General features: G+C 62.0%; 30 protein-coding genes and 1 pseudogene. 11 read left to right on the top strand and 20 right to left on the bottom strand.

The genetic code is table 11. The annotated features are described in order from the left end of the window. Positions 1-50: 50 nt before the first annotated feature. The 9 genes from P6U27_RS26735 to P6U27_RS26695 form a co-directional block, all read right to left on the bottom strand. Complete coding sequence (locus tag P6U27_RS26735) at positions 51-839, bottom strand: heme-binding protein (protein ID WP_245163265.1); 789 nt, start codon at positions 837-839, stop codon at positions 51-53. A gap of 71 nt (positions 840-910) precedes the next feature. Continuing rightward, positions 911-1834, bottom strand: a complete 924-nt coding sequence (locus P6U27_RS26730) for a cytochrome c oxidase assembly protein (RefSeq protein WP_122404654.1) — start codon at positions 1832-1834, stop codon at positions 911-913. Beyond that, positions 1822-2175, bottom strand: coding sequence for a hypothetical protein (locus P6U27_RS26725; protein WP_122404653.1), 354 nt, complete (start codon positions 2173-2175; stop codon positions 1822-1824). The genes P6U27_RS26730 and P6U27_RS26725 overlap by 13 nt, the downstream gene beginning before the upstream one ends. Then, entirely contained in the window at positions 2172-2771 is a 600-nt protein-coding gene (locus P6U27_RS26720; RefSeq protein ID WP_122404652.1) for a cytochrome c oxidase subunit 3, read from the bottom strand. The genes P6U27_RS26725 and P6U27_RS26720 overlap by 4 nt, the downstream gene beginning before the upstream one ends. Then, positions 2768-4681, bottom strand: a complete 1914-nt coding sequence (gene ctaD / locus P6U27_RS26715) for a cytochrome c oxidase subunit I (protein WP_122404651.1) — start codon at positions 4679-4681, stop codon at positions 2768-2770. Before ctaD ends, P6U27_RS26720 begins: the two co-directional genes overlap by 4 nt. Next, the gene (gene coxB, locus P6U27_RS26710) at positions 4678-5688 is read right to left on the bottom strand and encodes a cytochrome c oxidase subunit II (protein WP_122404650.1); all 1011 of its coding nucleotides are present in this window, start codon (positions 5686-5688) and stop codon (positions 4678-4680) included. Before coxB ends, ctaD begins: the two co-directional genes overlap by 4 nt. Positions 5689-5750: 62 nt before the next feature. Further along, the gene (locus tag P6U27_RS26705) at positions 5751-6305 is read right to left on the bottom strand and encodes a DUF421 domain-containing protein (protein WP_122404649.1); all 555 of its coding nucleotides are present in this window, start codon (positions 6303-6305) and stop codon (positions 5751-5753) included. Positions 6306-6314: 9 nt separating this feature from the next. After that, a complete protein-coding gene (locus P6U27_RS26700) occupies positions 6315-6437 on the bottom strand; it encodes a hypothetical protein (protein ID WP_283809901.1) in 123 nt (40 codons plus the stop codon). Positions 6438-6878: 441 nt separating this feature from the next. Beyond that, the gene (locus P6U27_RS26695) at positions 6879-7199 is read right to left on the bottom strand and encodes a chemotaxis protein CheB (RefSeq protein ID WP_122404647.1); all 321 of its coding nucleotides are present in this window, start codon (positions 7197-7199) and stop codon (positions 6879-6881) included. Between the two features lie 46 nt (positions 7200-7245). Between P6U27_RS26695 and P6U27_RS26690 the strand changes: the two genes are divergently transcribed. The 3 genes from P6U27_RS26690 (at position 7246) to P6U27_RS26680 (ending at position 8664) form a co-directional block, all read left to right on the top strand. Continuing rightward, positions 7246-7749 (top strand): Crp/Fnr family transcriptional regulator, encoded by a 504-nt coding sequence (locus P6U27_RS26690; protein WP_145987040.1) that lies wholly within the window; start codon positions 7246-7248, stop codon positions 7747-7749. Continuing rightward, positions 7647-7934 carry a helix-turn-helix domain-containing protein gene (locus P6U27_RS26685; protein ID WP_122404646.1) on the top strand — a complete coding sequence of 96 codons (288 nt, stop codon included), beginning with the start codon at positions 7647-7649 and terminating at the stop codon, positions 7932-7934. The genes P6U27_RS26690 and P6U27_RS26685 overlap by 103 nt, the downstream gene beginning before the upstream one ends. 526 nt (positions 7935-8460) lie before the next feature. Next, positions 8461-8664: a hypothetical protein gene (locus P6U27_RS26680; protein ID WP_145987039.1), complete on the top strand. Its 204-nt coding sequence runs from the start codon at positions 8461-8463 to the stop codon at positions 8662-8664. A gap of 418 nt (positions 8665-9082) precedes the next feature. Here the strand turns inward: P6U27_RS26680 and P6U27_RS26675 are convergent, their stop codons facing one another. Continuing rightward, positions 9083-9457, bottom strand: coding sequence for a DUF4142 domain-containing protein (locus P6U27_RS26675; RefSeq protein WP_209296311.1), 375 nt, complete (start codon positions 9455-9457; stop codon positions 9083-9085). Between the two features lie 183 nt (positions 9458-9640). On the opposite strand from P6U27_RS26675, the gene P6U27_RS26670 reads away from it, so the two are divergent. From P6U27_RS26670 to P6U27_RS26650, 5 genes and pseudogenes are all read left to right on the top strand, one after another. Next, positions 9641-10282 (top strand): DUF2243 domain-containing protein, encoded by a 642-nt coding sequence (locus tag P6U27_RS26670; protein ID WP_407192819.1) that lies wholly within the window; start codon positions 9641-9643, stop codon positions 10280-10282. Between the two features lie 150 nt (positions 10283-10432). Continuing rightward, a complete protein-coding gene (locus P6U27_RS26665) occupies positions 10433-11218 on the top strand; it encodes a succinate dehydrogenase iron-sulfur subunit (protein WP_122404643.1) in 786 nt (261 codons plus the stop codon). 78 nt (positions 11219-11296) lie between these two features. Continuing rightward, complete coding sequence (locus P6U27_RS26660) at positions 11297-11734, top strand: NUDIX hydrolase (protein WP_407192818.1); 438 nt, start codon at positions 11297-11299, stop codon at positions 11732-11734. Positions 11735-11785: 51 nt separating this feature from the next. Continuing rightward, a complete protein-coding gene (locus P6U27_RS26655) occupies positions 11786-12706 on the top strand; it encodes an SIR2 family protein (protein WP_122404641.1) in 921 nt (306 codons plus the stop codon). A 703-nt stretch (positions 12707-13409) separates the two neighbouring features. Then, positions 13410-14593, top strand: a pseudogene (locus P6U27_RS26650) (NADH-quinone oxidoreductase subunit D). A gap of 67 nt (positions 14594-14660) precedes the next feature. Here the strand turns inward: P6U27_RS26650 and P6U27_RS26645 are convergent. Together P6U27_RS26645 and P6U27_RS26640 are read right to left on the bottom strand one after the other, a co-directional pair. After that, entirely contained in the window at positions 14661-15884 is a 1224-nt protein-coding gene (locus tag P6U27_RS26645) for a carboxylate-amine ligase (RefSeq protein WP_407192817.1), read from the bottom strand. Positions 15885-15886: 2 nt separating this feature from the next. Continuing rightward, positions 15887-16705, bottom strand: a complete 819-nt coding sequence (locus P6U27_RS26640; RefSeq protein ID WP_244607727.1) for a gamma-glutamyl-gamma-aminobutyrate hydrolase family protein — start codon at positions 16703-16705, stop codon at positions 15887-15889. A gap of 454 nt (positions 16706-17159) precedes the next feature. Here P6U27_RS26640 and P6U27_RS26635 point away from each other — a divergent pair, with 454 nt between their 5' ends. After that, positions 17160-17348: a hypothetical protein gene (locus P6U27_RS26635; RefSeq protein WP_122404637.1), complete on the top strand. Its 189-nt coding sequence runs from the start codon at positions 17160-17162 to the stop codon at positions 17346-17348. A 305-nt stretch (positions 17349-17653) separates the two neighbouring features. Here the strand turns inward: P6U27_RS26635 and P6U27_RS26630 are convergent, their stop codons facing one another. From P6U27_RS26630 to P6U27_RS26620, 3 genes are all read right to left on the bottom strand, one after another. Next, positions 17654-17962, bottom strand: a complete 309-nt coding sequence (locus P6U27_RS26630; RefSeq protein WP_407192816.1) for a manganese catalase family protein — start codon at positions 17960-17962, stop codon at positions 17654-17656. Between the two features lie 175 nt (positions 17963-18137). Then, positions 18138-19022 carry an MBL fold metallo-hydrolase gene (locus P6U27_RS26625; protein ID WP_209296314.1) on the bottom strand — a complete coding sequence of 295 codons (885 nt, stop codon included), beginning with the start codon at positions 19020-19022 and terminating at the stop codon, positions 18138-18140. Positions 19023-19048: 26 nt separating this feature from the next. Then, positions 19049-19618 (bottom strand): NADH-quinone oxidoreductase subunit B family protein, encoded by a 570-nt coding sequence (locus tag P6U27_RS26620; RefSeq protein WP_283809900.1) that lies wholly within the window; start codon positions 19616-19618, stop codon positions 19049-19051. Between the two features lie 236 nt (positions 19619-19854). On the opposite strand from P6U27_RS26620, the gene P6U27_RS26615 reads away from it, so the two are divergent. Together P6U27_RS26615 and P6U27_RS26610 are read left to right on the top strand one after the other, a co-directional pair. After that, complete coding sequence (locus tag P6U27_RS26615) at positions 19855-20352, top strand: ferritin-like domain-containing protein (RefSeq protein ID WP_122404634.1); 498 nt, start codon at positions 19855-19857, stop codon at positions 20350-20352. A 320-nt stretch (positions 20353-20672) separates the two neighbouring features. Beyond that, the gene (locus P6U27_RS26610) at positions 20673-22301 is read left to right on the top strand and encodes an alpha-amylase family glycosyl hydrolase (protein WP_122404633.1); all 1629 of its coding nucleotides are present in this window, start codon (positions 20673-20675) and stop codon (positions 22299-22301) included. A gap of 236 nt (positions 22302-22537) precedes the next feature. Here the strand turns inward: P6U27_RS26610 and P6U27_RS26605 are convergent, their stop codons facing one another. From P6U27_RS26605 to P6U27_RS26585, 5 genes are all read right to left on the bottom strand, one after another. After that, a complete protein-coding gene (locus P6U27_RS26605) occupies positions 22538-23071 on the bottom strand; it encodes an inorganic diphosphatase (protein ID WP_244607726.1) in 534 nt (177 codons plus the stop codon). Between the two features lie 161 nt (positions 23072-23232). Beyond that, complete coding sequence (locus P6U27_RS26600; RefSeq protein ID WP_122404632.1) at positions 23233-23712, bottom strand: DUF2269 domain-containing protein; 480 nt, start codon at positions 23710-23712, stop codon at positions 23233-23235. Further along, the gene (locus P6U27_RS26595; protein ID WP_122404631.1) at positions 23712-24755 is read right to left on the bottom strand and encodes an SDR family oxidoreductase; all 1044 of its coding nucleotides are present in this window, start codon (positions 24753-24755) and stop codon (positions 23712-23714) included. The genes P6U27_RS26600 and P6U27_RS26595 overlap by 1 nt, the downstream gene beginning before the upstream one ends. A 159-nt stretch (positions 24756-24914) precedes the next feature. Further along, on the bottom strand, positions 24915-25253 hold the full coding sequence (locus P6U27_RS26590; protein WP_181956125.1) for a hypothetical protein: 339 nt from the start codon (positions 25251-25253) through the stop codon (positions 24915-24917). Positions 25254-25508: 255 nt separating this feature from the next. Then, complete coding sequence (locus P6U27_RS26585; protein WP_122404630.1) at positions 25509-25709, bottom strand: helix-turn-helix domain-containing protein; 201 nt, start codon at positions 25707-25709, stop codon at positions 25509-25511. Between the last annotated feature and the right edge of the window lie 116 nt (positions 25710-25825).

Below are 25825 nucleotides of genomic sequence, written 5' to 3'. Positions count from 1 at the left end.
TGCACGTACAAACCTTGCGCTTCGGCTTGGTTCCAAAACCGATTGCCGAGCTATCTCACGACGTTCCCGGACACGCCGGCGCCGAGATCGACCGCGATCTGGTCCTCCTTGCCGTTGCACTTGGGATGGCCGAAACCGGACGGGCTTTTGCCGTCGGGACCGATGTCGTAGATGATCGCGTCCTTCATGTTGGGGCTGACGCCGGCGGGCACGCGATCGAGCCCGAGCTGGTGGCGCACGCGCCAGGCAACATTGTGATCGGCGCAGGAGCTGTCGCCGCTGACGCCGAGCGCACCCGCAATGCCGTTGCCATCGTAGAGCGCCAGTCCGCCGCCGAACACGATCACGCCGCCGACGGGCTTGCCGACCATCGGATCATGAGACGTGCCGAAATCGTCGGGGCTGCCGGCGTAGAGCGTTTCGGGCGAGGGCGGATTGCTGAGCGCCGCGCCGAACAGGAATCCGCCGGGCTGCGCGCCCGCGTAGAGATTGGCTGACGCCATCGCCTTGTCCTTCAGGCTGAACGCGTTCGCGGTGTTGGCCTTCTCCGCCGCGATCGCCCGGCTGCCCGGCCATTGATCGTCTGCCTTGCTGCCGCTGTAGGCGACGGCGCAGACGACGCCTTGTCGGTTCACGACCGCGGCCCATTCATTGTTGTCGAGCCCGCCATTGCTCGGGCCGCCGCCCGGCTTGACGCTCTTCTTCAGGATATCGGCAAGCTGATCATGGTCGACCGGACATGACATCGCGGGACGCGGCCGGTCCTGCGCGTTCAGCGCCTGAGGCATTGACAGTGCAGCCAGGATCGCAGCTGTCACGATGACAATTCGCTCGCCCATGTGATCTCCCTTCGGTCTCGCGCCTGCAGGCGAACGTTCGAACGGAAGTTGCAGTTCCTATGCGAAGGCGCTCATCCCGGATGCCTGACCGGCGCGAGCGGCGCCTCGCTTTCGTTCACGGTCAGCCAGCGATGCGCGAAGACCAGCGCCGCGCCGGTATAGAGGATGCCCATAGGCACCCACATCAAGACGCCCGCGAGCTGCTGGTCTTCGAGCGGAGTGAGGCCGAGTTCGCCGGCGAGCGCGCCCTGGCCGGGAATCCAAAGCCGCGGCGATATCGTCAGCAGCGCGCCGAGCACGCCGGAATGCAGGATCGTGATGAACAGGCACGCAATGGCGATGCCGTCGCGCACGCGGCTGCTGCGGCCCTGTCCGCGGCCATGCAGCAGCACCCACCAGAACAAAAGGGCGGTCGCGAAGAAGCTGATGTGCTGGAGCCGGTGCACCGCAGGGTTCGCCAGCGCCCATGCATAGAGCGGCGGCGCGTGCCAGGCCCAGAGCGCTGCGCCATGCAGCGCGGTCGCGCTCACGGGATGGCTGATGAAGCCCCAGGCGCCCGCCACCGGCGGCAGATTGAGCAAGCGTCCGGCCGCCGGGCGCAGCGACGCCGGCAGGCTCCACAGCATCGGACCGTTGATCCGCGCATAGGCCATCAGTGGCGCGGCGACCACCATCAGCAGCTCGTGCTCGGTCATATGCGCGGTGAACAGCCGCTCGCCGAGCCAGTGCAGCGGCGATGTCACCGCCAGCGCCGTGATCAGCCAGCCGGTCCAGAACGCCGCGACCTGGCCGAAGCTGACGCCGCGGCCACCGCCGGCGTGCCGCCACAGCCGCTGTGTGCCGATATAGAAGCCGATACCGACGAGATAGAGCGGGGTCAGCAGCCAGGGATCGTAGCTCCAGAGCGATCGGGCATCGACATCGGAAAGCCCGTGCGCGAAGGCAGGCTGCGTCAGCAGCACAAGGAGAAGCGCTGCGAAGCTCAGCGCAGGCATGGGCTGATTAACAGCGAGGCGGCAAGCTGGTTGGCGATCACGAGCGCGAACAGCACGCCCATGCGGACGCCTATCCAGGCCATGAAGGAGCGGGGCCCGCCGCCTCGGGCGTCGCTCCATTCCGCCCCGGCGCTGCGCCGCACCGCGCGCGCCGAGATGAAGGTGCCGACGAGGGCGACTATTGCCAGGACGCCGCTCAGGATCGCCCCGCTCATCCTGGTCCCTTCGCAGGAGAAATGCGCGAGCACGTACACGCCTTGCAAATTGAGGCCCCACGCGATTGGACCGAGCGCGACACCGGCCCAATACAGGAGTCGTGAACGTTCGGCAGCTTCGGTCATAGCCGTGGCACCCAATCGAGCAGGACATAGAGCGGCAGCCAGGCCAGCACGACGAAATTCCAATAGAACACGTTGTCGGTGACGTCGCTGAAACGCCGCGGCTTGGCATGGCGCGTGAACATCAACACCGCCAGCACGACGGTGTCGCCGACATCGGTGGCAAGGTGGGTGGTGTGGAGCCCGAGGATCAGCCATACGATCGAGCCGTAGGCGGAATTGTCCCAGCGCGTGTTGAGATGAGCGAACTCGAAGCCGCGCAAGATCAACAGAGCGATGCCGATCAACGCCATTACGATCAGCATGAGGCGGGTCTTCCGGAGGTCCTGCCGGTGCGCCACGCGGCTGGTATATTCATTCGGGATGACGCTGAGCAGATAGAGCACGGTCTCGACCGTGCCGGGCCAGAGATCGGGTGGCGCCGCGCTGATCGGCCAGGTCGGGTTGACGGCATAGAGATAGAGATAGGCGCCGATGGCGATGGCAAAGCCCATGCCTTCCAGCGCCATGAATCCCATGGCGCCCCACCAGGGGCCGCTGCGCGGACCATAGCCGTAGGTCGGCAGGTCCGAGACGTCGCGGACGATGGTCTGTCTCACTCTTCGTCCTCCTTGGCGCCGGAGGGCCAGAACCAGCCGATCAGGGTCACTGCCATCGGCGGCGTGCCCCAGAGCACCGCCCAGGGCGTAAAGATCGAGCCGATGAAGAAGATTGTGGTCGCGATCGCGGTGAGCAGCGGCCAGAGGCTAGGCTCGGGCGAAGCCTCGCGGATTTGCGGCTCGGCCTCGGCCAGCGAGGTCAGCAGCACCTCGCGCTTGTCAGCGCTGAGGCCGCCGACGACGGGCAGGCTCTCGTTGTCGGCCCACAGCGGATCGCGGTGCTTGACGACGGGAATACGGTCGAAGTTCTGCGGCGGCGGCGGAGAAGTGGTCGCCCATTCCAGCGTCGAGGCGTCCCAGGGATTGTCCCCGGCGAGTGCGCCCTTGCGCAGGCTATAGATCGCATTGACCAGGAGCAGCGCGAAGCTGAGCGCGAACACCAGCGCGCCGGCGCTGGACAGCAGATTCAGATGCGCCCAGTCCATGTCGGCAGTGTAGGTGTAGACCCGCCGCGGCATGCCGATCAGCCCGAGGATATGCATCGGGAAGAACGCGACGTTGAAGCCGATGAAGGCGAGCCAGAAATTCCAGCGCCCCAGCTTTTCGCTCAGCATGCGCCCCGTGATCTTGGGAAACCAGTAATAGACGGCGCCGATCAGCGGGAAAACCGCGCCGCCGATCAGCACGTAGTGGAAGTGCGCGACGACGAAATAGGTGTCGTGCACCTGGGTGTCGATCGGCACCGAGGCCACCATGACGCCGGAGAGGCCGCCGATCACGAAGATCACGATGAAGCCGATCACGAACAACAGCGGCGTGCGGTACACCGGCCGCCCGTCCCACAGCGTCGCGATCCAGCAGAAGATCTGCAGTCCGCTCGGCACCGCGATCAGCATGCTGGAGGCCGTGAACAGGCCGGCGCCGAGCTGCGGCAGGCCGGTGACGAACATGTGGTGGACCCAGAGGCCGAACGACAGCAGCCCCGTCGCGATCAGCGAGAGGATGACGATGGGATAGCCGATCACCGGCCGCCGCGCGAACGTGCCGAGGATCGCCGAGACCATGCCGGTGCCGGGAATGAAGATGATGTAGACCTCGGGATGGCCGAAGAACCAGAACAGGTGCTGCCAGAGCAGGGGATGTCCGCCCGACGACGGGTCGTAGAAGCGCGTGTTGACGAGCCGGTCCAGGATCAGCGAGGTCGAGGCCACCATGATCGAGGGCATCGCGAACATGACGAGGAAGCTCGTGACCAGCATCGCCCAGACGAACAGCGGAATGCGATCGAGCGTCATGCCCGGCGCGCGCAACTTGAACACGGTCACGACGACCTCCACCGATACGGCGAGGGCGGCGACCTCGGTGAAGGTGATCATCTGCGCCCAGACATCGGGGCGTTTGGTCGGCGTGTATTGCAGCGAGGACAGCGGCACATAGGCGAACCAGCCGACGTCAGGCCCCACATTGACGGCGAATGAGATCCAGAGGAAGCAGCCGCCGAACAGAAACATCCAATAGCTGAAGGCGTTCAGGCGCGGGAAGGCGATGTTGCGCGTGCCGACCATTAGCGGCACGAGGTAGACCGCGAACGCCTCCATCACCGGCACGGCGAACAGGAACATCATGGTCGAGCCGTGCATCGTGAAGATCTGGTTGTACTTGTCTGCCGAGAGGAACGTGCTCTCGGGCTGCGCAAGCTGAATGCGCATCAGCACCGCAAGAACGCCGCCGAGCAGCAGGAAGGCGAATGCGGTGATGATGTAACGGCGGCCGATGATCTTGTGGTCGACCGACATCAGCGCGCCGAGGAAACCGGAGGGTGTGCGCCAGACGCTCTCAAGCTGCCTGGACAGCTGAAAGCCATTGAGGACGTCGTCGCGCAATTCGCGCTGTTCCGCGGCCAGGCTCACTTGAGCTGCTCCAGGTAATGAAGGATCGCGATCATCTCGTCCGATTGCAGCGGCATCTTCGGCATCAGATTGCCGGGCTTGATGTGCTGGGGATCGGAGATCCAGGCGCCTAGCGTTGCCGGTGTGTTCGGCAACGTTCCGGCCGCGATCATGGTGCGGCTGCCGATATGGGTCAGATCCGGGCCGAGCTGTCCGCCGGCGAGTGTGCCGCTGATGTTGTGGCACAGGGCGCAGCCGCGCGAGCGGAACAGCGCCTCGCCTTGCTTGCCGAGCGGATCGGTCGGGCTCGCTGCGCTCTGGTTTTCATGGTCGCGCCAGCGGCCGAATTCGTCCGGCGCCAGCGCGATTACCGCGAAGGCCATGTGGGCGTGCTGGAGCCCGCAGAACTCGGCGCATTGCCCGCGATAGATCCCGGCATTCTTCGCCGTGAATTGCAGCTCGTTCTTCTGTCCGGTGATGAGGTCCATCTTGCCGGTCAGGCTCGGCACCCAGAAGCTGTGGATCACATCGGCGGATTCCAGCTCGAGCTTCACCGGCTGGCCGGTCGGAATGCGGATCTCGTTCGCCGTCACGAAGCTCTGGTCGGGGCTGTCCGCCTCATAACGCACCTCCCACCACCATTGATGTCCGATGATCTTCAGCGTGAGGGCGTGCTCGTCCTTGGCGAAGACGGTGCGCTGTCCGGCATAGCTGACGAGGGAGAGCCCGAGCACGATGATCGTGGTCGCGATGCCCAGGATGAGGATGACGCGCCCGCTGCGGTCTTCGAACCCGTCATGCAGGTCGAGCGGCCGGTCGGCCGCGCGTTTTGAGCGCAACATTCCGATGCCGAGCACGAGGACGACGGCGATCCAGACGATGGCGGCGACAGCGAGGAAGACGAACAGCGTCCAGCGGATCTGCTCGGACTGAAGGCCCTGCGGATCGAGCACCGATTGACGGCCGGCGCACGCGGTCAACAGCCAGCTCGTGCACAGCACCAGAACTCTTCGAACCCAGACTGGCATGACGCTTCGCCGTGCTCCCCTTCAAAGGCGGAACCGGCCAATTCTACAAAGGTTCCTATCCGCTAATCGGAGCGGTTGGCCGCGTTCGATCCGCCAAGCTCCGGGATGTCGGCGAGCGCCGAAGCCTCGGATCCAAGCTGCCTGATGACGCTGAAGGTACCGTCGGCCTCGAGGACCACGGCGCCGACATCCTCCAGACGATCGATACCGTGCTGGCGCACGGCGGCGCGGACATCCGCCTCGGCGACCCTCTGGCTGCGCATCGCGTCGCGAACGAGTTTGCCCTGATGAACCAACAGCGTCGGCTGCGGATTGACGATGATGCGGAGCGGGCTCCAGTGCGCCACGGCAAAGGCGATGATGAATTGTAGCCCGATCAGGATCACGAAGCCCACCAGGGACTGTGCCACGCTGATGTCGCCCGACAGGACGCTGTTGGCGAAGGTCGAGCCGAGGGCGACGGTGACGATCAGGTCGAAGGCGTACCACTTTGCGAGGGTTCGAGGACCTGCGAGGCGGAGCAGGACGACCAGCGCGATATAGGTGATGGTGGTGCCGATCGCGGTGCGGAGCAGCGGCGCCCAACCCTGGAAGATGATATGTCCGACGTCGACCATGGACGGCGACTAGAACGGCCAGCCCTTGGTGGCGATCAGGATCGCGACATCCCCGGCAGCCATCAGCAGCAGGACGATGAGGACGGCCACGATCGCTCCGGGCTGGGCAATCGCACGCAGGTCTTCGTGCATGTCTGGCTCCGAGATGAACACTTATGCCTGCAATGTTTCCGCCAACGGGATGTTCCTGCATGGCGGGCCGAGCGACCTCCGCGCAACGGAACGAAGCTTCTCAACCGCGCGTTCCCAAGCAGAAACTTGAGGAATGGACGTGCCGCGCTATCATTTCGATCTGGTGTATTCCAGGACCTTTGCCGACGAAGGAGGCGCTGAATTGCCTGAGGATATCGAAGACGTGGATGTCGGGGACGAGGTCTCGCTTGCCTGCCGAAGGAGCGTCCCGAGCAATGAAAAGCCCGCCAATCGTGACGCGAAGCAGCAAAACGGCATAGGTTGGGCAGCTTCTGACCACGGACATGGCCCTCAACCCGGGACGGCGGCACCGAATAATTGCGCTCGCTTTCGATTTTCTGCGACAGAAGTCGCTTTCGCTCGACCTGTAGCGCGAGTCTTTCAACATACCCATGTGCGAGCGTAAAGCTCCGCTCGCCCAAGCCTCACGAAATGCCCTATGTGCAAGCTCGTAGGTTTGGTTGGTGTGGGTAAGGGCGGTAGCGCACCTCTCACGGGAAGTCTGCCGTGCCAAGACAGAGTTTGGTCGAGGGAAAGCGGGATGCGCGGCAGGTGCTGCGCGACGAATATCGGAAATGGAAAATCCGGTTCCAGCCTCCGAACGATGTCAATGAGTGCCGGAATGCCCCCTGCGGAGGCCACGATGGCGACCGCTCCGAGACAGGAACCACCACCGACTGCGCTGATTGGGACAGAGACCATATGTCACAGATGACCTACCTTTAGTCCCGAGCCCGAGGAGTTCGCAATGGATAACAGGCTCCTCGCGAAGCTGCCCGCCCGGGAACTGAAGCTCGTTCAGCCTCATCTGCAAGCCGTCGAGTTGCGTTACACGCAGGTACTGGCGGAGCCCGACGAGCCTATCACCCACATGTATTTCCCCACCGGAGGGGTGCTCTCGATGGTGAATGAGCCGGAAGACGGGGACATCGTCGAGTTTGCCACGGTTGGGAATGAGGGAATGGTTGGCGTTCCCCTTCTGCTTGGCGCGTTGACTATGCCAAGCCGCGTTTTCGTCCAGGTCGAAGGTGCGGGTTTCCGCGCTGCTGCGAAAGACATGCTCGAAGTCCTGAGACAGACACCGACGTTCCATGGCCGGCTGATGCGCTACGTCATGGCGTTGCTCAACCAGATCGCGCAGGGGACCTCATGCAATCGCCTGCACGAAGTGCAGGAGCCTTGCGCCCGGTGGCTCCTGCACACTCACGACAGGTCAATGGCGAGAGCTTCATGCCGACGCAAGAGTTCCTGAGCCAGATGCTGGGAGTGCACCGTCCAACTGTAACGATCGCTGCGCGCATGCTCCAGCAGGCCGGCCTCATCCGGTATAGTCGGGACCATATCGAAGTCATCGACCGGCCCGGTCTCGAAGCTGCGGCATGCCCCTGCTACCGCCTCATCACGGACCAATACGCACGCTTGCTGGAGCCGACTTGAGGTGCTCGAGCGACGATCGCAGGACGTCGTAAGCCGTTGCCGCGGCGAGCCATGATGACTTCGGCAACGGATCCCCGTTTCGCTCTGCGGCCATGATGCAATGCATTTGCAAACGGCGAAGCCGTGGCGTTTCATTTAGGACTCTTTCGGCGGCTCTAGGTCCGAATTGATCCATGCTTTCTCCCGCTCAATCCAAGATGATCGCTCTTCCGCCGGTTCAAGCTGCAATTGGTCTTCAGGCTTGATCAGCCGTGCGAATTTTCGGCACCAGTAAAGAAAGTGGTTCATGCGCGATTAGTTATCGGCAAACCGAGCTGCTGTCGGTCATGTACCCAACATACGTGGATGCGCGGGCGTGCCGATGTTGGGCGATGTCAGATGGCGCATGCCTTCCCAAGAGTGCTCTCGCTCCTGTGCGGGCTGGAGTGAGATGTGCGAAATGCTGACGAATCTTTGCAAAGGATAAGGCGCACATTCCGGCGGTGTGATTGAAAGAAGGGCATCACTTCAAACGCATGGAAACGAGATGCTCGGATCAAAGGTATTTTCACCTGAGGACCTGTCGCTGCTAGGAGCGATTTACGATCTCGTCGTGGATTCGCTTCCAATCCCAATGCGCACGCATCGAAATCGGCTCCAGGTCGCTCGCAACCTGTTTTATTTGAAACTGCGTGGCGAACGCGATCCGCTAAACCTGGAGCTTGGCGCTGCGGCTGGTTTGATTTGCTGACCGCAAGCTGTCTTACTTTGGGATGTCTCCTAGTGACCCATCCGGACAAATCTGGTCCAGTGCCTTGACCTCGACAATGAGGGGCAAGCCGGACGCCGGTTTGATGGGGTCGGACTAACGCTTTTCCCTGGCTGTGTGAAAACGCTGCGCCCGATGTGATTCGCGCGATATGATTCCCGCACGATTTGCGGGGGGCTTGGATGAAGCGCTCCGTTACGGAGGCGGATCGTGGACAGTCGACCGTTATTGCCCGAATGCCTCGACGATTCTATTAACGAGAGCAACCCTGTTCGCGTGATCGACGTGTTTGTCGATGCGCTCGATTTGGCTGAACTTTGAACGATGGAACCGGCGGCGACCGGTCGGCCATCAGACCACTGGCGCGTCGGTGAAGTTGCGCCTCGGTTGTACGTGCCCGTTACGCCATTTCCCTGAGATTGCTCAGGATGGCGAGATGTCGCTGGATGACCGGAAGAGACATCTGCGCGACCTGCTGCTCCTGCGGGTTACCGCCCGTCCGCAGGTAGGAATTGTTTAGCGCCAGCAATTCGCGATGGCCCCGAATCTGTCCTTGCACATACATCCTGTCGAAGGGGCCCGAGGGCGTGACCTGAAGCCGTTGCAGCATCGTCGCATGGTCTGGCCGCAGGGGTACCGAGCCTGGAGCGGCACCGAGCGCACTTGCCACCTGCACCTGTTCGGCGATCTCGGCGTTCGCGAAATTTACCACGTCAGGATTGCCGGTGCGGGTGAGCGCGAGCTGACTGGTCCGCATCGCGAATGCGCCGCCCATGAGGTCGGCCGTCCTGAAATCCCTCTGCGAATTTGTCCGGGCCTGAACGGCTAAGGTCGAAAGCCCAAGCCCTCCGAGGGCAAGCAAGAATGATCTTCTCAGCATGTGCATCTCCAACTGTGAGCGACCGACGCTTCGCTGCGTTGAACGTTCCTATCGATCGATCAAGTTGAAGGCGCGGCGTTGGCCCTGAGCGCGGAACACCCCTCAATTAAACGCATCCAATCGTCTGCGGGACGCAAGTGGCTCGCCATAGGAACGGCGGACTGCAAAACGCCTTGTCTCGTTTTCATATCGCGCCACACACGAGTTCAGATGCTACAAAGCAGACCCGCCAACTTTCCCACATCCGCAGGCGTCCTTCTCGGGCTTGGCCTCGGCGCGTTCTTCGATGGCATCGTCTTTCATCAGCTGCTGCAATGGCATCATATGTTAAGCGGCTGGTATCCCCTCAATTCCATCGACAACATCACCCTCAACACGACCTGGGACGGCATCTTTCACAGCGTCGCCTACGTCCTCGTGCTCGCCGGGTTTTATGTGTTGTGGCAGTGGGCGCGCCGAAGCGAGATGCGATGGTCTCGCTCGCAGTGTCTCGGGACCATCCTGATCGGATGGGGCATCTTCAATCTCGTCGAAGGCGTGGTCGATCACCAGATCCTGAGATTGCATCAGGTGAACGAGACCGTGCCCGACAGCCAGCGCATCTTCTGGGATATCGGCTTCCTGCTGTGGGGAGCAGCGATGATCGTCATGGGCGTTGCCATGGCACGGGCGGGCGCGCAGGAGGGAGTGCATGCGAAAGGCAGTCTACAGGTTCGTTAGAAAGACGCCGCCGCCTCTGGTCTACGCGATCTTTCTGCTGCTGCTCGTGCTCGCGACGGCACCGGCGTTTCGACCAGTCCTTTTCGGCGTCTCGGTCGATGATCTTTTGCAGCTGCGCTGCTTTTCGCCGGTCCGACAGCAGAGGTAATCATGGTCGAGTTCAGGCTTCCAATAAACTCCCGCATCGAGCAGGGGACCGTCTGGCCAAAGCCGACCGGCGAGAGCTTGCGCGAATTTCAGGTATATCGCTGGAATCCTGAGGATGGCCGCAATCCCAGGCTGGACACCTATTTCGTGGACCAGAACAATTGCGGGCCAATGGTGCTGGACGGGCTGATCTGGATCAAGAACAACGTCGACTCAACCCTGACCTTCAGGCGGTCCTGCCGGGAAGGCGTTTGCGGCTCCTGCTCGATGAACATCGCCGGCCAGAACACGCTGGCCTGCACCAAGTCGATGAACGAGGACGTTCCGGAAGGCGAGCCGCTGCGCGTGCTTCCCTTGCCGCATCAGCCGGTGGTGAAGGATTTGGTGCCGGATCTGACGAACTTCTACGCGCAGCTCGCGCTGATCGAGCCGTGGCTGCAGACCACGTCGCCCACGCCGCAGACGGAATGGCGGCAAAGTCACGAGGACCGGGCCAAGCTCGACGGATTGTACGAGTGTATCCTCTGCGCGTGCTGCTCGACGTCGTGCCCGAGCTATTGGTGGAATTCCGAGCGTTTCCTCGGGCCGGCAGCTCTGATCCAGGCGGCTCGCTGGATCAATGACAGCCGGGACGAAGCCACGGGCGAACGCCTCGACATGCTGGAGGATCCCTTCAGGATCTATCGCTGCCACACCATTCTGAATTGCGCGAAGGCATGTCCAAAAGGCCTCAATCCCGGAGAAGCCATTTCGGCCCTGCGGCTCAAGATGGTCCAGCGGAAGTTCTGATCGTGGGTAAGGCGCCAAGTCGCAAACAGGAACCATGGCTGCGGCGCTCGCTTATCAAACGCGCGTTGGAGGCGTTTGATGGGAAAGAAGCAATTTGCCGCTCTGCCGTTTCGTCTGGACAAGTCCGAGCTGCGGGTGATGCTGATCACGACCAGGCGCAAGCGCAGGTGGAGCGTCCCCAAGGGATCGCCGATGCGCAACAGGGAGCCGCATTTGACGGCAGCGCTCGAGGCCTATGAGGAGGCGGCCTTGGTCGGTGTCGTGGCAACGCGCGCCTTGGGCAGCTTCAAGCACCGCAAGCGAAAAGGCGATCGCAAGCGGACCATGAACGTTGCCGTCTTCCCCATGAAGGTGCACGGGCGCGAGCGCTGGTGGCCCGAGAAGGGAGAGCGCGAAGCCATCTGGGTCTCGCCCAAGACGGCGGCGCGCCTGGTGCACAAGGCGCAGCTCCGGCGCCTGATCGCCCGCTTCGCGGCGCAGGCGGTGCGAGACGCATCCTCCCCGCTGGGCAGGTGAGCGGGCGGCCCAGCTTTAGGAACGCCTCGCGCGCCCGGTCATTCAAGCCTGATGGACCAACAAACGACAGGGCTCATATCCGAGGAGCGGCCGCCTCATGAAGTCCTCGCAGCGGCGATCGAGCGACGCCGCGCGGTCCTTTTCGTGGGCGCCGGCGTCTCGATGGCGGTCGGCTTGCCGTCCTGGCAGTCCCTGATCGATCATCTCCTGGACGATCTCGGCCTCGAACGCAACGTCATCGACGGAATGCACGGCGGCTATCAGATGCTCGCGGAATATTATCGGATCAAGCGCGGCGGAATCGGCCCGCTGCGCAGCTGGCTCGACCGAAATTGGCGTGTCGACCCCGAGAAGATCGCCGCTTCAGAGCTGCACCGGATGATCGTCGAGCTGGATTTTCCGGTCATCTACACCACCAATTACGACCGCAACCTGGAAACCGCGTTCGACGTGCTGAAAAAGCCTTTTGCGAAGATCAGCAACGCGAAGGAGATCGCGAGTGCGCGTGCCGGTGTCACCCACATCATCAAATTCCACGGCGACTTCGACGACGATGCCTCGCTGGTTCTGACCGAGACCGACTTTCTCAACCGGCTCGCCTTCAATTCCCCGCTCGACATCCGGTTTCGCGCCGATGCGCTGGGAAGCACGCTCCTGTTCGTCGGATACAGCATGTCCGATCCGAACATCCGGCTGCTGCTGCACCGGATCTGGCAGATCTGGGACGAGTCCGGGCACAGCCAGGACCGGCCGAGATCCTTCGTGTTCGTCGCGCAGCGCAACCCGGTGCAGGAGGCCGTACTCGCGAACTGGGGCATCACGACCATCGCCCCGCCTGACGTCATGGCTGCCGATGACGGTCTCAGGCGGCTGCTGCGCGACATTCGCGAGCGGCTCGGCGGCAGGACAACGCGCAGCTCGGGTCCTGACACCAAGAGACGTTGCCAGAGCATGATCCGGAAAAGTGTGTAGCGGTTTTCCGAAAAGATCATGCTGAAACAATACCTAAAGCGCGATGACGACTCATTCTAATCGCCACGCTGTAGATGTCGTTCGGGTCTGGTGTGAGGCTTGCGGCATATTGCACGTCGAAAGGCGAACGCATGGCCGCCCGCGTGCGGCACGTCGGCGGGATTGCTTGGCGCATGCCAATAGCTGCGCAGATTCCACACGATCGTCACGCGGGCTCCCCCGCGATCAGCGCGGCGGTGATGGCTCCTCGACGAACCGGTCACCCAGTCGATCGGCAGCAGAAGAGAGGTGAGTGCTTCGAACACCGCCATGATAGGCCGAGGCCAACACCGCCGGAGAACGCGATAGCGGTGAGAGGGCGGTCGGCTGCGCTCGTGCCGCCCGGTCCAACTGCACGGTCAGCCAAGATGGGCGCCGGTTGCCAGTCTGGAGGTCCGGGTGCACCGGTAATCCCTGTGTTGGTGTGCATAGCGGCAGCGGAGATTGACCACGAGAGCGGCGGTAGCTGTGAGCAATCGATATCTCCTCTTAAATCTCCAATTTCGACATTGAAATCGGCTCTCAATGCGGGTGTTCCAAGGGCTGAGGCGGCACGCATTTTCGCCTTTGCGGCGAGCCGTTAACCTGTGTGAAGCCGGCTGCCGCGCATCGCGGCTAAGCTGAGGGCTGCGCCATCTTCGATCGGAAGCAGGATGCCAGAACAATTCCGAGCCTCAGAAACTTCACCATCAATTTCGGTCCTCAACATCCCGCCGCGCACGGCGTGCTGCGGCTGGTGCTTGAGCTGGACGGCGAGGTCGTCGAGCGCGTCGATCCGCATATCGGCCTTCTGCACCGCGGCACCGAGAAGCTGATCGAGGCCAAGACCTATCTCCAGGCCATTCCCTATTTTGACCGGCTCGACTACGTCGCCCCGCTGACGCAGGAACATGCCTTCTGCCTCGCCATCGAACGTCTCATGGGAATCGAGGTGCCACGGCGCGGCCAACTCATCAGGGTGCTCTATCACGAGATCAGCCGCATCCTCTCGCACCTTCTAAACGTCACCACTCAGGCCATGGATGTCGGCGCCTTGACCCCGCCCCTGTGGGGCTTCGAAGAGCGCGAGAAGCTCATGGTGTTCTATGAGCGTGCCTCGGGCAGCCGGATGCATGCCAATTACTTCCGGCCCGGCGGCGTGCACCAGGATCTGCCACCCAAGCTGATCGATGACATCGAAGCCTGGTGCGAACCGTTTCTGAAAGTCGTTGACGATCTCGACCGTTTGCTCTCTCTCAACCGGATCTTCAAGGCGCGTAACGTGGACATCGGCAGGGTGACGCTCGAGCAGGCCTGGGCCTGGGGATTTTCGGGCGTGATGGTGCGCGGCTCGGGGGCCGCCTGGGATTTGCGCAAGGCGCAGCGCTATGATTGCTATGCGGAAATGGACTTCGACATTCCCATCGGCAAGAACGGCGACTGCTACGACCGTTATCTCATTCGCATGGAAGAGATGAGACAGTCCGTCCGGATCATGAGGCAGTGCATCGACAAGCTGAAGGCGCCTGACGGCGGAGGCCCGGTGCTCGTACAGGACAACAAGGTCGCGCCGCCTCGGCGTGGTGAGATGAAGCGCTCGATGGAAGCGCTGATCCATCACTTCAAGCTCTACACCGAGGGCTTCCATGTTCCTGCCGGCGAGATCTACGTCGCGGTCGAGGCGCCGAAGGGTGAATTCGGCGTGTTTCTCGTCGCAGATGGGACCAACACGGCCTACAAGTGCAAGATCAGGTCGCCCGGTTTCGCCCATCTGCAAGCGATGGATTTCCTCTGCAAAGGACATTTGCTGGCGGACGTCTCGGCCATTCTGGGCTCCTTGGACATCGTGTTGGCGAGGTAGATCGTTAAGAGATCGTGTTGCATTAGAACGAACGTCTTGAGCCAGTGCCTTGTCGAATAGATATCGCTTTGGCCTTCACTTGGATACGACATCACTTTGAGCCAATTCCGATCCAAAGGATTCTCGTGTTGCGAAAGGCTCCCGAACCTTCTTCGGCTCGTTGTTCCGAGCAGTGAAGTCGCCGGTCTCTGTCGAAGTCCTTAGCCATTTCGTCACGTCGCCGATCGCTTCCCGCGGCGAGCGGCCGAACTTGCGCAAGCCGCGGAAATATTCGAGCTGAAGGTGTGCCGACGTGCCGCGCTTGGGGATCGACATCAGATGCTGGATGTCGTCCTCGATGCCGAGATGATCGACGTGGGGTGCCACCATGGCGATCACCGAATCGAGCCAGCTTCTGAATGAGACCGGCTCGAACGACACCAGATCGATATAGGTGCCGTCGGTTCCGTAGCGCTGGGCGCGCCAGCGGTTCTCCTCGACCAGGGCGCGGTGCACGGCCGAATAGGTGGCGTTCAGCTCAGGATGGTGGATGGCGTGGCGGACCAGCGCGCGGAACAGCGCCGCGATCGCCACCGAATCCGCAATCGCCGTGCAGCAATCGGTGATGCGCAGCTCGAGCGTCGGATGCTGTAGCGAGGGCCGCAGCGCCCACCAGACATAGGTGGCGTTGGGGACAATTCCGGCATCGACCAACGTCTTCACATAGGTCTCGTATTCGGAAAGGTTCCGAAACATTTCGGGAAAGCCCGTTCGGGGCAGGGCGTCGTTGGCGGCATTGCGGTAGCCGAGCAATCCCGTCGGGTAGCCGCACCAGAACGGCGACGAGGTCGAGAGCGCCAGCAGCAGCGGCAGGAACGGCACCAGGCGGTGCATGATCTCGACGCGCAAATCGGGCTCGGGCACCTCGACATGGACGTGCAGTCCGCTGATCGGATTGCCGAGGCCGACCATGCCGAGGTCGCTGATGACCTTGCTGTAGCGGCGCTTGCGCGTCATGCGCTGCTGCTGCGGCTGCGCCAGCGGGTGTGTGCCGGCCGCGATGATGCCGACGCCGTGGTCCCTGCCGACCTCGGTGAGAACCGAACGGTAGCGCGCGAGCTCGGCCAGCGCATCGGCTGAAGACGTCAGCGGCGGGGTTGCCACCTCGATCTGCGATTGCAGGATCTCGGTGGTCAGGCGTTCGCCGAGCCGCTTCTGCGCCGCCGCCATGTAGGGCTTGGGCAGCTCGGATCGCGGCGCCGCGGACTGGCGGTTGACCAGAAAATATTCTTCTTCGATCCCGAAGCGGTAGCGATGCATGCCTATGCCGCCCGTTGCGCCTTGGCGTGGTGGCGAACCGCGTCGCCAAAGGCCGACAAAATCCGCGCCGATGCGTGGTCGGAGCTTGCCCAATAGTCCGGATGAAAAAGCGTGCCGAGCGCAAACGCGCTCGCGCCCTCGACGCTGGCGGCCTCGATCGAGCCGTCCTCGGCCACGGCTTCGGCGATCAGCCCCGGCGCGAGATCGGCGATCAGGAAGCTGTGCAGCGAATTCACGGTGATGGAGTCCGCGCCGCAGATCTGTTGCAGCACGCCGCCCTTGCGCAAGGTCACCTTCTGCCGCAGACGGTAGCGGGCGTCCTCGTTGTCTGCCTTGGGCGTGCCATGGCGCCGGTCCTCCGGCAAATCATCCGGCTCCTTCGCCAGCGTGCCACCGAAAGCGACGTTCAGCTCCTGGAAGCCGCGGCAGACGAAAAGAGCGGGGATGCCGCGCGCCAGCGCCGGCGGGATCAGGCGCAGCGCGACCTCGTCGCGGAATTCATCGAACGGGCCATCGCGCTTCTCGTCGACCGTTTGTCCATAGCGGGACGGATGGACGTTGGTCTGTCCGCCGCCGACAAAGAGGCCGTCGAGCCCGTCCAGGTAGGCATCGATATCAGCCTCGGGCGCTGCGGGCAGGATGCGCGGCACGGCGCCGGCGACGAGGCCGATCGCGTTGACGCAGACCATCGAGACCGAGGCGAGCTGCTCGCCGCGCGCGACCATGGAATCGGAGAGAATGCCTACCTGCGGTGCGCCGCTGCGGCCTTGCCACTGCCCGCGCGAGGCGCTGCGCCGCCACTGCTGCAGGCCGTACGCCACGGCATCCGCCGCGCTGCCGAATTGATGAATCGCCGCCTTGAGCTCTTTGACGTTTGTCCCTAATCGAAGTGCCCAGCGGCTGCAGGCAACGGGATCGTACGGATCAATTCTGGAGCGGGGCTCGTGCAATTGCTTCGGCTGCTTCTATTCGTGTGTCTGTGCTTGATAAAACAGCAATTGGGCAGAATGGTTGCTCTGCTCAAGTCTATTGCTCTGTCACGACGTTAACTTTTGTTATGAAGCGGATGTTCGGGCAAAGCCGAGGTACGCTCAAGGACTCCAAAGACGGGGCCAGCTCGTCGGAGCAGGCTGAGTAAGCAACTGAACACGCCCAAGATGACCGACAGTCCTCGCGAGTCGTCTGCCGATTCATCAATCGTGCGAGATTAACCTTTGTTGTGGGCGCCTCCTGCCCAATTGCATATTTTCATCTGATCAAGAAAAGGAAAACGCGATGGGATTGAAGCGCAGGCGGATCAAGCACACAACCTCTCTGGAAGATCGCTTGGCTCAATTCGCGGAGCACATGAGGAAGCGAGCCGACGACAAGCCGATCGGCGCTGAGAAGAACGAACTTCTCAAGAAGGTCCGCAACGCAGAGCAGGCTTTGGACATAGAGCGGCAGCTCCGGCAGCCGCACTGAAGTTCACTCGGGCGGATGTACGCCAGTGAGCCAGAAGGCCTCCGGTCCGAGCCCGGAGGCCTTTTGCTAGTGTTTAAGTTGAAGCAGATCAGCGGCCCGCTATTGGACTTCAGCTCAGCGCATTCGTCACGGGCGGCTCGTTCATCTGCTCCACCTGAGCGCCGCTGTCTGGCCGTGCGGGTCCAAGCACCGGCTCCTGGCCCAGCGGCTCGAACCCGCCGCGGAGCGTGAACGTCCCCTTGCCGTCGAGGGAAGGTCCTTCGCAGTAGCGACCCGTCTGCAGCGAGAGGCCGCCATAAACAATGTTAGCTGAACTCGGTCGCTTCCTTGCTGCGATCGAAGCTGTTCGGGATCGGCAGCGACGCCTCGGCTCGCAGCTCCTCAATCACGGCGAGCCATTGCTGCTGATGCCATGGTGTCGCGTGCGATAAGGTAGCTGAGCATGTCCTGCATGCCCGGTCTCTCGTCGAGTTGTAGAGACGTACGGATACCGTGCGTCCGGTGGATTCGAGTGCGACGTTGCCGTACATGTCGACCACAAGATTGTCGCTGGCGTAGATGCATTCTAATTTGCGGAGAAGCATTTTGCAGAAACGAATGCGGCCCCGGCGCAAGGGAGGGTCTCGCCGGGGCCGCTCGCGCGCACGTCTGGAAGGAAACGGCCCGAGGCGCGCGTTGACGTCTTTAGTGCCGCGGGAGGTTGCCATTCTATGGTGGGGCCGTTTTCGCCATGAGGACTACCAGACTTGTCTTACGCATGTCGCTCTCCCGAGGTTCGGCTCGGACCAATTACCTGTGGCCTTCACCCTTCCTCGCGGTTGCATCATCAGCGGCAATGTTGTGGGGAACGGCGACATCGTCAAAACGCGCGGCAAGCGTCTCCAGCGCGCCCCGCATCTCAGGCCCCTGCATCGCAGCGCCATGTCCCGTGATGACGATGTCCGGCGCGAGCGCGGCCAGTTTACACACCGAGGCCTTCGCGCTGGTCCAATCCGGCGTGAAATACATAGGAGGCCCGTGCATCTCCGGCGCTTGCGTCACCGCCGAGTAAACGGACTCCTGGCGCGTGGTGATGAACGCGTCGCCCGCGATTAGCACACGATCGCGATCTCGCCAGAGCGAGACGTGTCCCGGCGTATGGCCGGGCGTGTGGATCCATCGCCAGCCTTGCATGAATGGCACGCTTTGATCGCCGGGAAGATCATACAGGTGCGATGCGACGTTGACTGGCCTGGTCGGAAACAGCGGCGAGATCAGCGCGAGCAACCCGCCACCGACACCCGGATTTGCCCGCGGATGCGAGCGACTGCCATCGAGATAGGGATGTTCGGCTCCATGCGCGTAGACCGGCACGTCCCATTCGCTCGCAAGCGTCTCGAGCGCGCCGACGTGGTCGAAGTGACCATGCGTCATGACGATGCAGGCGGGCCTGCCGCTGCCACCAAAACGTGCGCTTGCCGCGGAGCGGATCGCCTGGGCCGAGCCCCGGATACCCGCATCCACCAGCACCCATTTGCCGTCCCCGGCATTTTCACAGCCGACGAAAATCACATTGACGATGGCAAGCTGTTTGTAGGCGATGTCGGCGACGATCTGACGCGTATTGTCGTCGCGGTCCAGATCGAATTTTGGGTGCTCGGCGCTTGCCTCGGACGGTAAGGGAATTTGCGTCATTTCTTGCCAACCTGCTGTGGATCGTTTTATCGCTCGATGGTACCCATCCGCCGGATTTTCTTCTGAAGCAGCAGGACGCCATAGAGCAGTGCTTCGGCCGTCGGCGGGCAGCCGGGGACGTAGATGTCGACGGGAACGACGCGGTCACAGCCGCGTACGACGGAATAGGAGTAATGGTAGTAGCCGCCGCCATTGGCGCAGGACCCCATCGAGATCACGTAGCGAGGCTCCGGCATCTGGTCATAGATCTTGCGGAACGCCGGGGCCATCTTGTTGGTCAATGTGCCGGCGACGATGATCACGTCCGATTGTCGCGGCGAGGCGCGTGGCGCGAAGCCAAATCGTTCCGCGTCATATCGCGGCATCGACATCTGCATCATCTCAACGGCGCAGCAGGCGAGTCCGAACGTCATCCACATCAGCGAACCCGTGCGGGCCCAAGTAATCAGTTCCTCTGCTGTGGCCGTGAAAAAACCCTTGTCGGCGAGATCGTCACGAATTTGCATGAAGTACGGATCGGACGCGTTCGCTGGCGACCCGTCGCCAGGTCGCCTCAGATCGTGGCGAATATCGGTCTGCGGAGGAGTGTCACTCATTGGGCCCTCGGCAGGCAGTCGGCGCCAAACGCAAGTCACGCTGCGGAAAACAGGCGTTCCGCAGGGGGGTTCCTGCATCCGCCAATGTGTTTGATGTTCGGCTATCGCAGGTTAACCGCCGGGTCCTGCTTCAGAACGCGGAGGCTAACGGGCAGATCAGGGAGCGAATGCGGCTTTGGAACGATCGCTGCGGGCCGCGGTTGCGGCAAGGAAGCCAGTCAAAAGGAGGATTGCCCATGGCGAACGCCGCACGCGACACATTCGTGGTTGGACTACGCAATGCACATGCGATGGAGGTGCAGGCGAGGGAGCTGATGGAACGGCAGTCGGAGCGGCTGGACGAGTATCCGGAGGTCAAGGCGAAGGTTGCAGCTCACCTTCAGGAGACCAACGAGCAGCTGAAACGGCTCGAGCGGTGCCTCCAATCCTGTGGCGAGAGCACCTCCAGCCTCAAGGACACCGCGCAGTCCGTCATGGCCAACATGCAAGCGATGGCGCACTCGGCCGCCAATGACGAGATCCTCAAGAACACCTTCGCCAACAATGCATTCGAGAACTTCGAGATCGCGGCTTACAAGTCGCTCATTGCGCTGTGCGGCGCCGCCGGAGTCACCGAGGCCAAGGCGGAACTGGAGGCATCTTTGAAGGAAGAGCAGCGTATGGCTGCTTGGATCGACTCAAACGTCGAAAAGGTGACGATGGAGTTTCTGGCGCATCAGCGGCAGGCCGCATAGCAGCACGGCAGCGGTGAGATCGCCCGTTTACCTTGCGCCGATCGAGATCTCGTCATCTCCGCCCCGCCTCAGCAGCAGATCTCACCCGCTGCATTGTCCATCCCACTGCACGGAGATGACTTTCAGCACCCCGTCCAATTTCGGCAGTTGTCTCGAACGGGTACCTGCCTCCATATCCTTTCGGATGGAGAACCCCTACCGATAACAGACGAAGAGCTACGGCAGCATTAGCAATCGCTTCATACGCTTTGAAACCGAGAAATCCTTTGGAACGGCTCAGACGGCCGACGAAAACTTTAGAGTAGAGGTCAACAGAGGCAATGACGGTCGACCGCTATCGCGAACATTCATGGTGGAAATCCGCCGTCATCTACGAGATCGCGCTGATCTCCTTTCAGGACTCGAACGGCGACGGCAAGGGCGACCTTGCCGGTTTGATGTCGCGCATTGATTATCTGAAGTGGCTCGGCGTCGACGCAGTGTGGCTGACGCCGATCTACAAGAGCCCCTTCCGCGACCTCGGCTATGACATCTCCGACTATTGCTCGATCGATCCCGCCTTCGGCAGCCTCGAGGAGTTCGATCGCCTGCTCGAGGCACTGCACGCCGCGGACATCCGCCTCATTCTCGACCTCGTCCCCAATCACACCGCGAACGATCATGCTTGGTTCGTCGAGAGCGCGAGTTCGCGCAACAGCGCCAAGGCCGACTGGTACATCTGGGCCGACGCGGCCGAGAACGGCGGGCCGCCCAACAACTGGCTGAGCCGGTTCGGCGGCAGCGGCTGGGAATGGTGCGAGGCGCGGCGGCAATATTACTATCACTCCTTCCTGGTGGAGCAGCCCGACCTGAACTGGCGCAACCCGCAAGTGCGCGCCGCGATCGCCGATTCCATGCGGTTCTGGCTCGACCGCGGCGTCGACGGCTTTCGCGTCGACGCCAGCGCGGTCCTGATCAAGGACCAGCTGTTGCGCGACAACCCGCCGAATCCCAACGCCGAGGGCAAGCCGCCGCCGCAGCGGCACACGACTGTGTTTACCGACGACCGGCCCGAGACCATGGATTGCATCGAGTTCATCCGGGAGGTGATCGATACTTATCCCGGGCGGATGCTGTGCGGCGAGGTCCAGGGCAAGACCGATCGCATCGGCCATTTCTACGGCAATGACCGGCCGCGTCTGCATCTGCCGCTCAACTTCGCCCTGCTCGATTCCAAATGGGACGCCCTCTCGCTGCAGGCCACGATCGACGCCTATTTCAATGCCATCCCCGACGATGGGTGGCCGGTGTGGGTCATCGGCGGCCATGACAAGCAGCGGATCGCGAGCAAGATCGGCGAGGCGCAGATGCGCGTGCTCGCGATGCTGCTGATGACGCTGCGGGGAACGCCGTTCTTCTTCATGGGCGACGAGATCGGCCGCAAGCGCGTGCCGATCCCGCCCGACTGCGTTCACGATCCCTTCGAGAAGCTCGTGTCCGGGTACGGTTTGTGCCGCGATCCCGAACGCGCACCGATGCGCTGGGACGACAGTCCCGACGGCGGCTTCACCACGGGCCGTCCATGGCTGCCGCTGGAGCCGCCCGATGGAGCGGCCAACGTCGCCGGGCAGCAGCGCGACGAGCGTTCGATCCTGGCGCTGTTTCGTGCGCTGATGACACTGCGGCGCGAGCATGCCGGCCTGCAACGCGGCGAATACGAACCGCTGCGGTCGCAGAACGACGTTCTGGCCTACAAGCGGAAGGCTGGCCATCACGAGATTCTGGTCGCGCTCAACATCGCGGCTGACCCGCGGAAATTCCACTGGCAAGGACGCGGCAGCCTGTTGATGTCGACGCATTTGGATCGGCCGGCCGAGCCGGTGCCGGATGCGTCCATCCTGCTCCGGGGCAACGAAGGCGTGATCATCGCATTCATGCCCGCTGATAACTTCGGAACTCCGAACCCTTGATCGGCTCCTCTAGGCGCCATCCAGTCTCAGGCAGAGATCAGCCTTCTCCCAGGGAGTACGCCGTAAGTATCAAATTGAGTAGTTTCTGAACACTATTCTCTGCAAATGCGCCGACCATCACCGGCGGAGCCTCCGCGGTAAGGCTCTCGGCTGTCGATGTGGGCCAAAGTCAGCATTGGCCCAACCCCACCACTGCTGCTTGATCTGGTGACGTCGGCAAGTGAGAAATTGAGGTCCTAAGAGAAACCCTGCGCTATAGGCGACACCGATTTATGAGCTTGATGGCTCGGCCCGGGCCGCACCAGCCAAGAAATTCGAGCTTTTTGCTTTTGAGAGCGTTCGTAGCATCGAAGAACTTTTCCAATTGCTTCGGTCGCTGTCGCCGGTAGGTTACGAACGTCAGGCAAATCAGCAGCAAAGAAGGAGTGCTGAGGCACCGCAACAACTCGGTCGTTTCTTTTTCTTTTGCGTTCGGTCACCTGAAGGACCTTGAGAACGCCAATGGGCCTGCACCGAAGGACGGTACCTCGGTACGTGGCGCCATCGTGCATCACCAACACGTCCAAGGGATCACCATCATCTGCCAGAGTCGACGGGATAAATCCCCAATCGTAAGGATAAGTTAGGCCAGCCATCAACGCCTTCGAAAGCGTAAACACCCGCAGCTCGCGATCGAATTCCAATTTGCAGCAACTCCCGCGAGGAGTTTCAACCACTGTCAAAATATTCTCTTTGTCGGCCCAGGTAGGCAGCTTCAAATAGTTGGTCATCTCAGATGTCCTCTGTTTGAAACGTGCTGTCAATTTCTGAGTTCCTATTGACAAAGACACAGGCGGGAACCCGTAGACGCAGTGGTCCTTGCGACGCGAAGTGGGCGTCAGGGCAGGGCGGCGTCTCTTAGAGCCGGGACGATCCGCCAAACGACTTCATGTTAGTCCCAGTACGGGATAGCCGGGCGGGCGATCATCAGCCAGAAGATAGCCAGCACGGCTGCGAACGCCGGAAATCCGAAGGTGAACCACCACCAGAAGAGACGGTAATACTCGGCAGGCAGCTTGGAGTCGGTCTCGATGGCGCGAACGGCAAGGTTGCGCATTCGCATTTGCATCCACACCACCGGGAGCCAGAAGGCGCCTGTCACCACGTAGAGTGCGATGGACGCCGCCACCCAGCCGTCGCCGAGGGAATACCCGCTCGACCAGGCGAGCCATGTGCCGGTGATCGGCTGTAGGATCACGGCACTCGCCGTGAACAGGAAGTCGGCCAGCACGACCGTCCGCGCAACGCCGGCGATTTCGCGCGGGTCGCCGCGCAGATGTGCCACCAGCATGAAGAAGGCGATGCCGGCCCCGGTGCCGAGCAGCACCGCAGCGCCAATGATGTGCGCCATCTTCACGAGGAAGTAGAGCATCAGCGATCCTCCCGGATCGCCATCGCGACCAGGTTGAGCATGATCACCGGCCATATCTTCAGCATTGGTCCGAGCGGGTCGGCCCACAGTCGCGGCACCAGGACGGTGCCGATCACGGCATAGGTGAGCGAGATGATCAGTGCTGCCCAGAGTCCGTAGCGGCACAACGGCCGCCAGAGAATGGCAAGGCCAATGACGATGTCGGCGAGCGCGCCGGCGGTGACGACGAGCGCCGCGACGTTCCCTTGCAACCCGCCTTCAAGCAGCAACGACATCCCGATGTTCCAGCCCGCACTCAGCGAGATGATGCCTGTGGCGATCCAGAACAGGCCGAAGACGTCGAAGATCAGCGGCTTGAGCGCATACAGCCGTGCAAACCAGCGTTCCTGCACCGAGGCAGGCTCGCCGGCGAGTGCGGCTTCGAGATCGCGCGGTGCAGTGCCGGTCAACTGGCGCCAGGGCTCGGGATCGCCGGTCGCTCCGCGGCGCATTTCCGCCTGTGCCGTCGTGTTGATGGGCGTCCGCCATCCCAGCATCTGCGCGACGTCTCCCGCGCGGTAAGCAACCGAAGCCACCCAGGATGGCAGCTGCAGGCGGTAGGCCGGCCTCCAGCGCAGCCAGCCCCGAAACAGCGCGACCGCGTCGCTGAACGCGATTTGCCGTGGGCCGGCCAGATCGATGGCGATGCGGGAAGGCGCGCCCGGCTGCAGGAAGAACAGCACGGTCTCAACGACGTCGTCGAGATGCACCGGTTGAATAGCCGCCGTGTCGGGCATGACCGGCAGAACCGGCAGGGCCGCCAGCCCTCGCAGCAGCGCGCTGCCGCCATAGGCGGCGCGGCCGATCACGACGGAGGGTCGCAGGATGACCCAATCGAGGTCGCGCGCCATCAAGGCGGCTTCGCCCTCCCGCTTGGTACGCGAAAAATCGCTAGGGGCATCGACATTGCTGCCGATGGCCGAGAACAGGATCACGCGGCGGAGGCCTGCGCTCTCGCAGGCGCTGTAGAGTGCCGCGCTTCCGGCGACATGAACGGCTTCCATGTTCTATGCCGCGACTGCATTTAACAATTGCCACGGCGTAATCAGCGGCCGAAAGGATGGGATAGGAGGCAAGGATCATTAGCCACTGCTCTTTGGCTGCATGAAAGCCTCCCGGTTTGGCTGATACCGGCGCTCCATCGGCACCAACGACCGGGCGCATCAAAACTGAGGTACGCTGGCGCGGGATGCGTAAGGGGCGTCTACCGGTTCGCCGTTGGTGCCGATCATATCGACGAGCAAAATCCTGCCCCGCAGAAAATATCGAGCGTGACGACCCGCAAAGGGGCGTCCGTGAGCCTCCCGGGTGGTGTCGATTCGGATGCCAAGCTTGCGCAGTTTGTGGATGTATCCACCCCAATGCGGGGCGGGACAGTCAACGTAGGAGCAGCCGCCTTCGCCGCTTTCAATCAGCTTCAAGAGTGCCCATGCAGCCCGACCGCGAATCGTCACGATATCCACGCCATTGATGACTGCTTTAATCGAAAGGACTTCGCTCACTAGCGGTCCTCCCTGCGCGAGAACCCTGCATTAACCAGCAGAGTTGCGGCTGTGGCGAGTGACACACGGCAGCGACGCGCAATCCAACGAACGCGAGGATCGGCACCGCGACGTTCTTGGTCGGATGCCCAATCGAATAGATCAGGATGCTGGTATCGTGGTTTCGGATGGTGTAATTTCATCTTGTTCAACTTCATGGAAATGTGGGTGAACAAATGCCTCGGCGCGGTGGTCAAGACTGCTGCCGAGGCGCTTTCATTTCGCTTGTGTTGATTTCGGTAAAGCGGGCGGCAGCCCATTGAGCCATTCAACCAAGTCGGCCTGCAGAATTAAGGTGGACTTGCCGTTCTTGCGAGCGCGCAGTTCGCCGCGTTTGATCGCATCGTAAAGTTTGGTTCTTCCGATACGCGAAGCGGCGCACGCCTCACTTATTTTTAGGACCAATGGGGTCTGCATTGTTGTCTCGCCATCACAGCCGGGACGGTCCCAGCGACCGCACCTGCGTCCATGCAGGTTCATGACGACCAACCTAGCGACCACCCTCGGCGAAAAAAGGCGGCGATTAAACTATT

It is taken from the genome of Bradyrhizobium sp. STM 3566 (assembly GCF_045571445.1).
GTDB lineage: Bacteria > Pseudomonadota > Alphaproteobacteria > Rhizobiales > Xanthobacteraceae > Bradyrhizobium > Bradyrhizobium vignae.
Note: the sequence above shows the minus strand (reverse complement) of the source record. Positions and strands in the feature narration are given on the sequence as shown.

Excerpts from the sequence above, each read along its gene's own strand:
- P6U27_RS26735 (WP_245163265.1), bottom strand. The coding sequence starts at position 839 with ATGGGCGAGCGAATTGTCATCGTGACAGCTGCGATCCTGGCTGCACTG.
- P6U27_RS26730 (WP_122404654.1), bottom strand. The coding sequence starts at position 1,834 with ATGCCTGCGCTGAGCTTCGCAGCGCTTCTCCTTGTGCTGCTGACGCAG.
- P6U27_RS26725 (WP_122404653.1), bottom strand. The coding sequence starts at position 2,175 with ATGACCGAAGCTGCCGAACGTTCACGACTCCTGTATTGGGCCGGTGTC.
- coxB (WP_122404650.1), bottom strand. The coding sequence starts at position 5,688 with ATGCCAGTCTGGGTTCGAAGAGTTCTGGTGCTGTGCACGAGCTGGCTG.
- P6U27_RS26705 (WP_122404649.1), bottom strand. The coding sequence starts at position 6,305 with ATGGTCGACGTCGGACATATCATCTTCCAGGGTTGGGCGCCGCTGCTC.
- P6U27_RS26700 (WP_283809901.1), bottom strand. The coding sequence starts at position 6,437 with ATGCACGAAGACCTGCGTGCGATTGCCCAGCCCGGAGCGATCGTGGCC.
- P6U27_RS26695 (WP_122404647.1), bottom strand. The coding sequence starts at position 7,199 with ATGGTCTCTGTCCCAATCAGCGCAGTCGGTGGTGGTTCCTGTCTCGGA.
- P6U27_RS26690 (WP_145987040.1), top strand. The coding sequence starts at position 7,246 with ATGGATAACAGGCTCCTCGCGAAGCTGCCCGCCCGGGAACTGAAGCTC.
- P6U27_RS26685 (WP_122404646.1), top strand. The coding sequence starts at position 7,647 with ATGCAATCGCCTGCACGAAGTGCAGGAGCCTTGCGCCCGGTGGCTCCT.
- P6U27_RS26680 (WP_145987039.1), top strand. The coding sequence starts at position 8,461 with ATGCTCGGATCAAAGGTATTTTCACCTGAGGACCTGTCGCTGCTAGGA.
- P6U27_RS26675 (WP_209296311.1), bottom strand. The coding sequence starts at position 9,457 with ATGGGCGGCGCATTCGCGATGCGGACCAGTCAGCTCGCGCTCACCCGC.
- P6U27_RS26665 (WP_122404643.1), top strand. The coding sequence starts at position 10,433 with ATGGTCGAGTTCAGGCTTCCAATAAACTCCCGCATCGAGCAGGGGACC.
- P6U27_RS26660 (WP_407192818.1), top strand. The coding sequence starts at position 11,297 with ATGGGAAAGAAGCAATTTGCCGCTCTGCCGTTTCGTCTGGACAAGTCC.
- P6U27_RS26655 (WP_122404641.1), top strand. The coding sequence starts at position 11,786 with ATGGACCAACAAACGACAGGGCTCATATCCGAGGAGCGGCCGCCTCAT.
- P6U27_RS26645 (WP_407192817.1), bottom strand. The coding sequence starts at position 15,884 with ATGCATCGCTACCGCTTCGGGATCGAAGAAGAATATTTTCTGGTCAAC.
- P6U27_RS26635 (WP_122404637.1), top strand. The coding sequence starts at position 17,160 with ATGGGATTGAAGCGCAGGCGGATCAAGCACACAACCTCTCTGGAAGAT.
- P6U27_RS26625 (WP_209296314.1), bottom strand. The coding sequence starts at position 19,022 with ATGACGCAAATTCCCTTACCGTCCGAGGCAAGCGCCGAGCACCCAAAA.
- P6U27_RS26620 (WP_283809900.1), bottom strand. The coding sequence starts at position 19,618 with ATGAGTGACACTCCTCCGCAGACCGATATTCGCCACGATCTGAGGCGA.
- P6U27_RS26615 (WP_122404634.1), top strand. The coding sequence starts at position 19,855 with ATGGCGAACGCCGCACGCGACACATTCGTGGTTGGACTACGCAATGCA.
- P6U27_RS26610 (WP_122404633.1), top strand. The coding sequence starts at position 20,673 with ATGACGGTCGACCGCTATCGCGAACATTCATGGTGGAAATCCGCCGTC.
- P6U27_RS26605 (WP_244607726.1), bottom strand. The coding sequence starts at position 23,071 with ATGACCAACTATTTGAAGCTGCCTACCTGGGCCGACAAAGAGAATATT.
- P6U27_RS26600 (WP_122404632.1), bottom strand. The coding sequence starts at position 23,712 with ATGCTCTACTTCCTCGTGAAGATGGCGCACATCATTGGCGCTGCGGTG.
- P6U27_RS26595 (WP_122404631.1), bottom strand. The coding sequence starts at position 24,755 with ATGGAAGCCGTTCATGTCGCCGGAAGCGCGGCACTCTACAGCGCCTGC.
- P6U27_RS26585 (WP_122404630.1), bottom strand. The coding sequence starts at position 25,709 with ATGCAGACCCCATTGGTCCTAAAAATAAGTGAGGCGTGCGCCGCTTCG.